The sequence below is a fragment of the Arthrobacter sp. TB 23 genome (assembly GCF_000294595.1).
Taxonomy (GTDB): domain Bacteria; phylum Actinomycetota; class Actinomycetes; order Actinomycetales; family Micrococcaceae; genus Arthrobacter_D.
In genome coordinates this window covers 4,655-12,436 of record NZ_ALPM01000122.1, presented here as the reverse complement: position 1 = coordinate 12,436, position 7,782 = coordinate 4,655, and the positions used below count along the sequence as shown (strand labels likewise).

The following is a 7,782-nucleotide window of genomic DNA, read 5'->3' as shown; positions in this document are numbered from 1 at the left end:
GGCGAGCCGTGCCGTCTCCGAGCGGAGCCAGTGCATGTCATCGACCGTGCGGTACACCGCTGCGTGCTCGCCGCCCGGCAGAGGCAGCCGGACGGCTTCCGATCCGGTGGCGAGGACAACGTCGTCGTAGGGGTAGCGCGTGCCGGAGGCACTCATCACGCTTTGGGCGTCAAGGTCCAGGTGGATGGCGCGCTCGCCGGTGACGAGGTCGATGGCGGGTTCACGCCACATGATGGACTCGCCGAGGCTGAGGTCGACGTCGTCGATCAGTCGCCGGCTCAGCGCCACCCGGTCATACGGAGCATGGGCCTCCTCCGTCAGGACAGTGAGGTGCAGGCCGTCAGTGCCACGTCGCCAGAGCGCTTCGACGAAGCGGTGCGCCGCTGGCCCACCGCCGATGACGACAACGCGCCGCTCCTGCGGTGTGGTGGCATCCTCAGCGGGCCGGGATGATCGGGTCTCGCTCATGTGGTGCCTCCCGTCAGGACCAGGCGGTCCCGTCTTTCGCTCCACAGTATGAGGGGGGAGTGTCGCTTATGTGTCGTGAATGTATCGCAACGTTAACAATCGACTCACGGAGCGGCCGCTGACCTGTGAGGTGGTCGTTACGCGGGCGCAACGAACCCGGGACGTGGGCGACATGTCCGCAGCCTAGCGTTGTCCCCAGTGCACCATCCGCGATCGAGGAGAACGTCATGACCGAGCTCATCCTGCACCGTCCCGCCATCTCGGAGGCCGCCGTCGAGCTGGCCTGGGAACAGGTCTGCCGTCTCGACGACCTTGAGGAATGCTGGGGGGAGGCGGCGCTGGTCGGAACGGTCCAGGTTGCCCTGTTCCGGCTGCCTGGTGACCGGCTCCACGCCGTCGGAAATATCGATCCACGAACTGGCGCAGCCGTGATGGCCCGCGGCATCATAGGGTCTCGCGGTGCCGCACCGACGGTCGCCTCGCCTCTTCACAAGGAGGTGTACGACCTGGCCACCGGTGCCTCGATCTCCGGCGGCCAGGGGCTCAGGACGTATCCGGTGCGGTGCGTCGATGGGGTGGTGGAACTCTTCATCGAGGTCGGGTTTCGCGCCTGAGCGGGCGGTAAGAGTTCAATCAGTGCTTCAATGGCTGGCATGACTTCGCATCTGACGGACGTGGGCGCACCGGTCCTCATCGCCTGCGCGCACGGCACGGACAACGCCCAGGGGCGCCGCGAGATCAACGCGGTCCGGGCCGAGATCTCTGCACTGCGTCCTGAGCTTGACGTTCTTGAGGCCTACGTCGACGTGCAGGATCCCGATCTGGTGGACGTAGTCGCCGCGCTTCCACCGAACCGTCCCGCCGTGATCGTGCCGTTGCTGCTGTCGGTCGGCTATCACGTGAAGGTGGACATTGCCCGGGCGGCGGCGAGCCGACCGGGGACCGTATCGGCGCTTCCGCTCGGCCCGGATCCACGCCTGGCGCGGGTGCTGCAGCAGCGATTGGTGGAAGCCGGTGTGGCCGAGGGCGACGACGTCGTCCTGTCCGCAGCAGGCTCCTCCGATGCCTGCGCTGCCGAGGACGTCGCCGAAGTTCAGGCGAGCCTCGCGGAACTCAGGACCGGCCCGGTGCGCCCCGGGTTCGGCGCGAAAGCCTCGCCCTCCGTGCCTGACGCCGTCGCGGCCTGCCGCGAAGGCACCCCCTCTTCGCCGGTTGCGCTGGCGTCCTACCTCCTCGCGCCCGGGTTCTTCCATGACCAGCTCGCGAAGGCCGGGGCCGACGTCGTCAGCGCTCCCCTGCTCCCGAGCCCCGCGATCGCTGAGATCGCGCTATCGCGGTACGACGACGCCGTCGCCCGCCTGCTGAGTGGGTCGCGGCCGGACGCCGGCCCGTGCCTCCGCCCGTGTCGGGCGCGCGTGGCGACGTGTGTCAGGAGCGGGCTGGCACAGCCGGTCTGACGCTGCCTAATCCGTGAACTGACCACCCCCTGCAACTCGCACTACTCTTGGAGTCATGTCACCCGCCGTCGACGACGCCCACGTCCCCGCCGCCCGGCCGCCGTCCCTGACCGAGCGGACCATTGAGGCCGTGCGGGAGGGGATCCGGAACGGCAGCTTCGTCCCCGGTGAGCTGTATTCCGTCTACCGGTTGGCGGATGAGTTGGGCGTCTCCCGCAGCCCGGTCCGCGATGCGCTGCTCCGGTTGGCGGAAACCGGGATGGTGGCCTTCGAACGCAACCGTGGTTTCCGCGTGGTGCTGCCGGGAGCGCGGGAGCTGACCGAGATCATCGCCGTCCGGCTTGCCCTGGAGGTCCCCGCAGCGGAGCGGGCGGCGGTCCGGGCCACCGACGCCGACCGCTCCGCGTTGCATGACGAACACTCGGCAATGCAGGCGGCTGTCCTCGCGGGCGACGAATCCGCGTTCATGCTGCATGATCAGCGGCTGCATGGGTTGCTGCTGGATCTCGCCGGCAATGCCCACGCCGCCCGGATTATCGAGAACCTGCGCGACGCCACCCGGCTGGTTGGCGCTTCCACGATCAAGAAATCCCGTTCCCTGGAGGATGTCTACCGGGAGCACCGGCCCATTCTGGACGCCATCGACGACGGCGACCCCGTGGCCGCAGGTTCCGCGATGCGCCGCCACCTTGAATCCACCGGAAGGCTCCTGCTGCGGGAGGCACCCGATGGCAGCGGCACCTCTCTCTGGGCGGACCTGATCGAACCAGTGGCCGACGAGCGCGGCGGGTAGCCCGGTGACGCAGGAGACAGAAAACCGCCCCCGGGGTGGGCTTGCCGCAATGTGTATCGCTCAGACCACGAGTTGGGGGCTGTTGTACTATTCATTGCCCGTGGCAGTGGTACCCATCGCTCGGGACACCGGGTGGAGTGCTGCGGCGATCACCGCCGCCTTCTCCGCCGGTCTGATCGTTTCAGCGGTGGTGGGGATCTGGGTGGGTCGGTTGCTGGACCAGACGGGGCCGCGGCGCCTGATGGTGACCGGCAGTCTGATCGGCGTCGCGGCGTTGCTGCTGGTAGCGGCAGCCCCTAATCTGCCGGTGTTTGTCGCCGCTTGGCTGGTGGCAGGTCTGGCCCAGGCTGCGGTGTTCTATCAGCCGGCGTTCGTGGTTTTGACCCGCTGGTATGGACCGGCCCGAGTGAAAGCCTTGACCACCCTGACACTCGTCGCCGGGTTCGCGTCCCCCATCTATGCCCCCCTTACGGCACTGCTGATCGAGAGCATCGGCTGGCGGTCCGCCTATCTAGCGCTCGCGGGTGTCCTGGCGGTGGTCACCCTCCCGCTCCACTGGTTTTTCCTGAATGCCCACTGGACGGTTCCGTCACCGGCGCAATCACGGCAGGCGGTCACGAAAAACGTCCGTACGACAACCCGCAGCCGCCGGTTCATCATGCTGCAGGTGGCGGTTGCCGCGGCGACCCTCGCCCTATTCGCGGTGACCTTCAACCTGATTCCCCTACTGCTGGAGCTGGGTTTTGATTACCGGACCGCGGTACTCGCCTTCAGCCTGATCGGCGTGGGCCAGGTGATCGGCCGGTTGTTCTTTGCTGTGCTGCCTGGCCGGTCCAACCCGGTGCGGCGGGCTGTGCTCCTGTTGGCGGCGGGGGCTACCTGCCTCTGGTTGCTGGGGTTGCTGCCCGGTCCGGCGTTCGTCCTCATCGGGGTTACAGTCCTGACCGGCGCGGTCCGCGGGTGTATCACCCTGCTGCAAGCGACAGCCGTCGCGGACCGGTGGGGCACGTCGAACTTCGGGGCGGTGCAGGGCGTATTTGTGGCGCCGGTGACAGCCGTCGGTGCCCTGGCTCCTGCGGCTGGACCTCTCCTTGCAGGGCTCCTCGGAGGGTATCCGGCAATGGCACTGGCCATGGCCGGGGTGGCGACGCTGGGAGTGCTGGCTGCGGCACGCTCCTGATTGACACCCGTCAGACCGGGAGGTCGGGCCAGGTGACTATCAGGTCTGGTTCGCCACTTCGGCGGACAACCGCGACCGGTTCAGACAGGCTGACCCGGATAAGCGATCCTGCAGTTCGGACTTCTTGCCACCCCATTGGTTCCTGTGTCATGGGCCCAGTGTTACAGACAAGCCGCCATCCGGCCGGATACTTAAGCCACGCGGCGCCTCACACTCGTCGGCCTGCGGCGCGACTTCTGACACCATGGGGTGGTGGAATCTCAATCTGTTGACCCCATCGACACGCATGCAGGCATTCGGATGTGGCAGGACTATTCCGCCGCTCATCCCGAGGCAGTAGCAGCGTCGCCCGAATACACTGTCGAACACTTCGGTGACACCCGTCGACTAGCGGATGAGCTGCTAGCCCTCGTCCTCAGCGGACGGAAGCGGGCGACGGCGGAGCTGGTTCGTGATTTCATCTCTCGAGGTGATCAGGTGCCCCGCATCGGATCCCATTGGATTGCCTGCGCTGGAGATGGAACTCCTCGCATCATCATTCGCAGCCTGGAACTCCGCATCGGTGATTTCGCCAGTGCAGATGCCGCGTTCGCCATCGACGAAGGCGAGGACGATCTAAGCCTGGAGAGTTGGCGGCGTGAACACCGCCGGTACTGGACCCGGGTAGCAGCAGCCCAGGGTCGGCGCTGGTCGGAAAGCGAAGAGATCGTGTTCGAGCGTTTCGGTGTCGTGTGGCCGCCAGAATATGCGGACTCGGCCCTAGGCTAGCCAGCTGGCAGCCTCTGCCAGGTACAACTCACACATTGCGTTGTAATAGTCTTTCGTTGCCCCCTGATGCTTCATCCCGATACGCCTACACACGCTTTGAGATGCTGTGTTCGCAGCCGAGGTTACTGCGATCACCCGGTCCAGGCCTGCGCTGAAACCATGTGCCAGCACAGCTGACGCTGCTTCGGTTGCGTATCCCTTCCCCCAATAATCCGGATGGAAATGCCACCCAATTTCCGTGTCACCTGATAGTTGGAGCGGCGCCTCACCCGATGCAGGAATCCCCTTCAACAGGATGGTCCCAACCAATTGGGAATCCTTTACTCGCTCCACCGCCCAAAACCCCTGGACAGGATGGTGGAAGCCCCGGCATTTCTCGATCAGCCTGTCAGCCTCGGATCGGCCCTCCATTACCCGTGGAACCAACCCGATAAAGCGTTGGACCTCCCAACGGGAGTAAAGGTCGTAAACAAATTCAGCGTCGGTTGGCTCCCACATTCGGAGCAGCAAACGGTCGGTCGCTAAAGGCCGCACGTGGCCCCCTTGTGCCGAAGCCATCGGTTGACCTGCACTGAGACTCCTCCCTGAGATCCCCGGTAAGAGGCCGTCTGCCGAAATCCCGCACGCTCGGCGACTCTTTCACTTGCGGTGTTGCCTGAGACAATTTCCAAAGCCACCGTTGGAAAGCCATTGTCGAAAAGCCAAGTTGCCACGAGTTGAACAGATTCGGTCGCTGTCCCACAGCCTCGGGCGACGGGCTTCAGGGCATAGAAGACTTCCGGTTCGCCGCCATCGCACCATCCCATCCCAACCGTCCCCACCGCCGAGCCATCGATTACTATCGCATACCGGGCAGCAAGCTGACTCCTGTGACGTTCCTGGGTTCGGACTATCCGGCTGCGGGCAGCTTGTTCCTCGAGATTCAGCGGATAGTAGGTCCACTGGGGAACATCTGAAACCCGGCTCAAGTCGTATTCCAACTGCCAGTCTTCTTCTGTCAGGCATCGGAGCAAGAGATATTCGCTGCGGAGCTCTTGCGGGAATGGGATAGGAAACGCCATCACCTGATGATGGCATAGGAATCAGGACAAAAGGCCGCGCTTCACCACCCGAAGAGGATTCCAGGAGTGACCGCCGCTATTGCCGTTCCCACGACCCACACCGCGCCGTTTCGAAATCTTGCCCCTCCGACAGGGTTACAGTCGGTCTCCCGCCTCCAGGAATATCATTTGCCTGAATGTCATCGCCGTTGGTCCCCGAGGTGTAAATACCCCAGTAGCACTTCGAGCCAACGTTCTCGGTTGTTCGATAGGCACCCGGCTCCACGTCAACGCCGACCGTCCACGTACCTTCCGCAATCGTGTTTGCCGCCTTTTCTTCCTCCGCGCCGGACACAGCGTCTTCCCGCGCCTTAACCGCGTCAGCTGCAACTTCCACCTCGCCCCGCAGGGTCTCAACTTCGGCCTCGCGCTGCTCAACTGCCGTCAAGGCTTCCTGCAACTCTGCGTCGTTGCCCTCTACTTCACTAGACAACTTCTCGAACCCGGTCTTCATGTCCGAATACCGCGACTGCAACGAGTCCCGTTCAGCTTCCAACTCTTCGGACTGCAGCGCCAGAGAAAGGTAATCGTCACTCGATTTTGGGTCGGGCAGGACCGTGCCTAGTGCGATCCCTCCCCCAAAGAGACCTACACCCAATACTCCCGCGGCAATCCGTGTGGTGCGGCGAGATAGATTCAGAGGACTCTTCGTCCGCTTCGCTTCGCTGATGGACATTGACTGTGATTCTCCCAAGTTAGCGTTGGTCAGCTATTTCAATGACGACATTCATGCCGCTGTCGGGGTGGTACCCCCAGGACGCCGAAAAGTCGCCCCACTCCCCAGATAGATTGCCGTCGAGTGCGCGGGTGCTGTCCATCCGAGACACGATGCTGTCCGAAACTTCAAGTTCATCCAGGACACAAACGAGCGCAGCATAGGGTGCCCCCGAAGACTCAGCGCCTTCGGTACTTATCGAGATACTCCGTCCCTCATCTCCGACTTGCACGCCTTCAGTTCCATCGACTCCGCACGCTGACACCGCATCGTCGATCGGGCTTGAAGCAAAGGTCTCGGCGGGTTCGGCGCTTGGGCTGGAAGGCAGCGACAGAACGCCGTAGGACAGGACCGAGCCGATTGCCATGCCAATCACCAATCCAGTGAGACCGAAGACAAGCGGTTTCCGGTCCGGTGCCGGCGATCGGTTGGGCCCGGACTTCGACACCCCTGGAGGTGCATCCGGGGGTGGAAGCATGGGTTTCACTGCGGGTTGGACTGACCCCGGTACTTGGTCGTGCGGCATTACTGGGTCCTGTCTGTGGCGTCGATGTCGGGTATGACTATCGGCCGATTCGTTTCCTGCGTTAGAGCTTGGCGATGGACCAACAGATCGGGCGCCCAATCCGCAGCTGCGTCCTTCCCTGTCCGCCGAATTCGTCGCCGGGTGACCGTATGATCAGTTGGTCATAGGTGGTAACGGTCTTAGTAATTTGGGGAATCAATGCAGGAAACCAGCCCGTCGTCGGGATTTTTCGCTCGGAAGCGTCGTCGTTATTCAACAGCAGTCATCCTGGCGGTGTCTGTCGTTGCAGGAGTGGCGGGGTGCGGTACCGCGAGCGCAGACGCCCAAACCGGCGAGGTGGTCCGGGTCATCGACGGTGACACATTGGTCATCAACTTCGAAGGTGAAGACCAGAGGGTCCGGCTCCTCAACGTAGACACCCCTGAGACAAAGCACCCAGATAAGGCGATAGAGTGTCTCGGCCCTGAAGCGACGGCCTTCCTGGAGAGCATGTTGCCACCTGGCACCACGGTGGGCCTGGACTTCGACGTCGAAAGGACCGACCAATACGACCGTGTGCTAGCTGCCGTCGCCTTAGAGGACGGCACATTGGTCAATGCGGAGATTGCCCGTCAGGGGCTGGGCATAGCAGTCCTCTTCGAACCGAACAGCAAGTATTTCGACGTCGTTCGGGACGCTCAGGCTGAGGCCACCGCCAACGAAACGGGTCTTTATGATCCTTCGGCGGAGTGCACTGTCCCGGCCGAAATTGAGCAGGCTGCGGCGGCCGTCACCG

Annotated in this window: 9 protein-coding genes and 2 pseudogenes (1 of these 11 running past the window's edge); 6 read left to right on the top strand and 5 right to left on the bottom strand. The window is 63.6% G+C overall.

Annotation, left to right across the window (positions count from 1 at the left end; translation table 11 throughout):
• Window positions 1-468, bottom strand: a pseudogene (gene nirB / locus B384_RS19350) (nitrite reductase large subunit NirB) (it extends 2,201 nt beyond the left edge of the window).
• 227 nt (window positions 469-695) lie between these two features.
• On the opposite strand from nirB, the gene nirD reads away from it, so the two are divergent.
• From nirD to B384_RS0116150, 5 genes are all read left to right on the top strand, one after another.
• Window positions 696-1,082 (top strand): nitrite reductase small subunit NirD, encoded by a 387-nt coding sequence (gene nirD, locus B384_RS0116170; RefSeq protein ID WP_019484140.1) that lies wholly within the window; start codon window positions 696-698, stop codon window positions 1,080-1,082.
• A 30-nt stretch (window positions 1,083-1,112) separates the two neighbouring features.
• Window positions 1,113-1,925 (top strand): CbiX/SirB N-terminal domain-containing protein, encoded by an 813-nt coding sequence (locus tag B384_RS0116165; protein ID WP_019484139.1) that lies wholly within the window; start codon window positions 1,113-1,115, stop codon window positions 1,923-1,925.
• A 55-nt stretch (window positions 1,926-1,980) separates the two neighbouring features.
• Window positions 1,981-2,718: a GntR family transcriptional regulator gene (locus B384_RS0116160; protein ID WP_019484138.1), complete on the top strand. Its 738-nt coding sequence runs from the start codon at window positions 1,981-1,983 to the stop codon at window positions 2,716-2,718.
• 4 nt (window positions 2,719-2,722) lie between these two features.
• On the top strand, window positions 2,723-3,898 hold the full coding sequence (locus B384_RS0116155) for an MFS transporter (protein ID WP_237715344.1): 1,176 nt from the start codon (window positions 2,723-2,725) through the stop codon (window positions 3,896-3,898).
• A 300-nt stretch (window positions 3,899-4,198) separates the two neighbouring features.
• Entirely contained in the window at window positions 4,199-4,666 is a 468-nt protein-coding gene (locus tag B384_RS0116150; RefSeq protein ID WP_019484136.1) for an ASCH domain-containing protein, read from the top strand.
• On the opposite strand, the gene B384_RS0116145 is transcribed toward B384_RS0116150, so the two are convergent.
• The 4 genes from B384_RS0116145 to B384_RS0116130 form a co-directional block, all read right to left on the bottom strand.
• The gene (locus B384_RS0116145) at window positions 4,658-5,224 is read right to left on the bottom strand and encodes a GNAT family N-acetyltransferase (protein WP_019484135.1); all 567 of its coding nucleotides are present in this window, start codon (window positions 5,222-5,224) and stop codon (window positions 4,658-4,660) included. The genes B384_RS0116150 and B384_RS0116145 overlap by 9 nt on opposite strands.
• Window positions 5,188-5,727, bottom strand: a complete 540-nt coding sequence (locus B384_RS21530) for a GNAT family N-acetyltransferase (protein WP_083850978.1) — start codon at window positions 5,725-5,727, stop codon at window positions 5,188-5,190. Before B384_RS21530 ends, B384_RS0116145 begins: the two co-directional genes overlap by 37 nt.
• A 76-nt stretch (window positions 5,728-5,803) precedes the next feature.
• Window positions 5,804-6,442 carry a hypothetical protein gene (locus B384_RS19865; RefSeq protein WP_019484134.1) on the bottom strand — a complete coding sequence of 213 codons (639 nt, stop codon included), beginning with the start codon at window positions 6,440-6,442 and terminating at the stop codon, window positions 5,804-5,806.
• A gap of 19 nt (window positions 6,443-6,461) precedes the next feature.
• A complete protein-coding gene (locus B384_RS0116130) occupies window positions 6,462-6,848 on the bottom strand; it encodes a hypothetical protein (RefSeq protein WP_202802726.1) in 387 nt (128 codons plus the stop codon).
• 357 nt (window positions 6,849-7,205) lie between these two features.
• On the opposite strand from B384_RS0116130, the pseudogene B384_RS19335 reads away from it, so the two are divergent.
• Window positions 7,206-7,782: pseudogene (locus B384_RS19335) on the top strand (thermonuclease family protein); the annotation flags it as partial.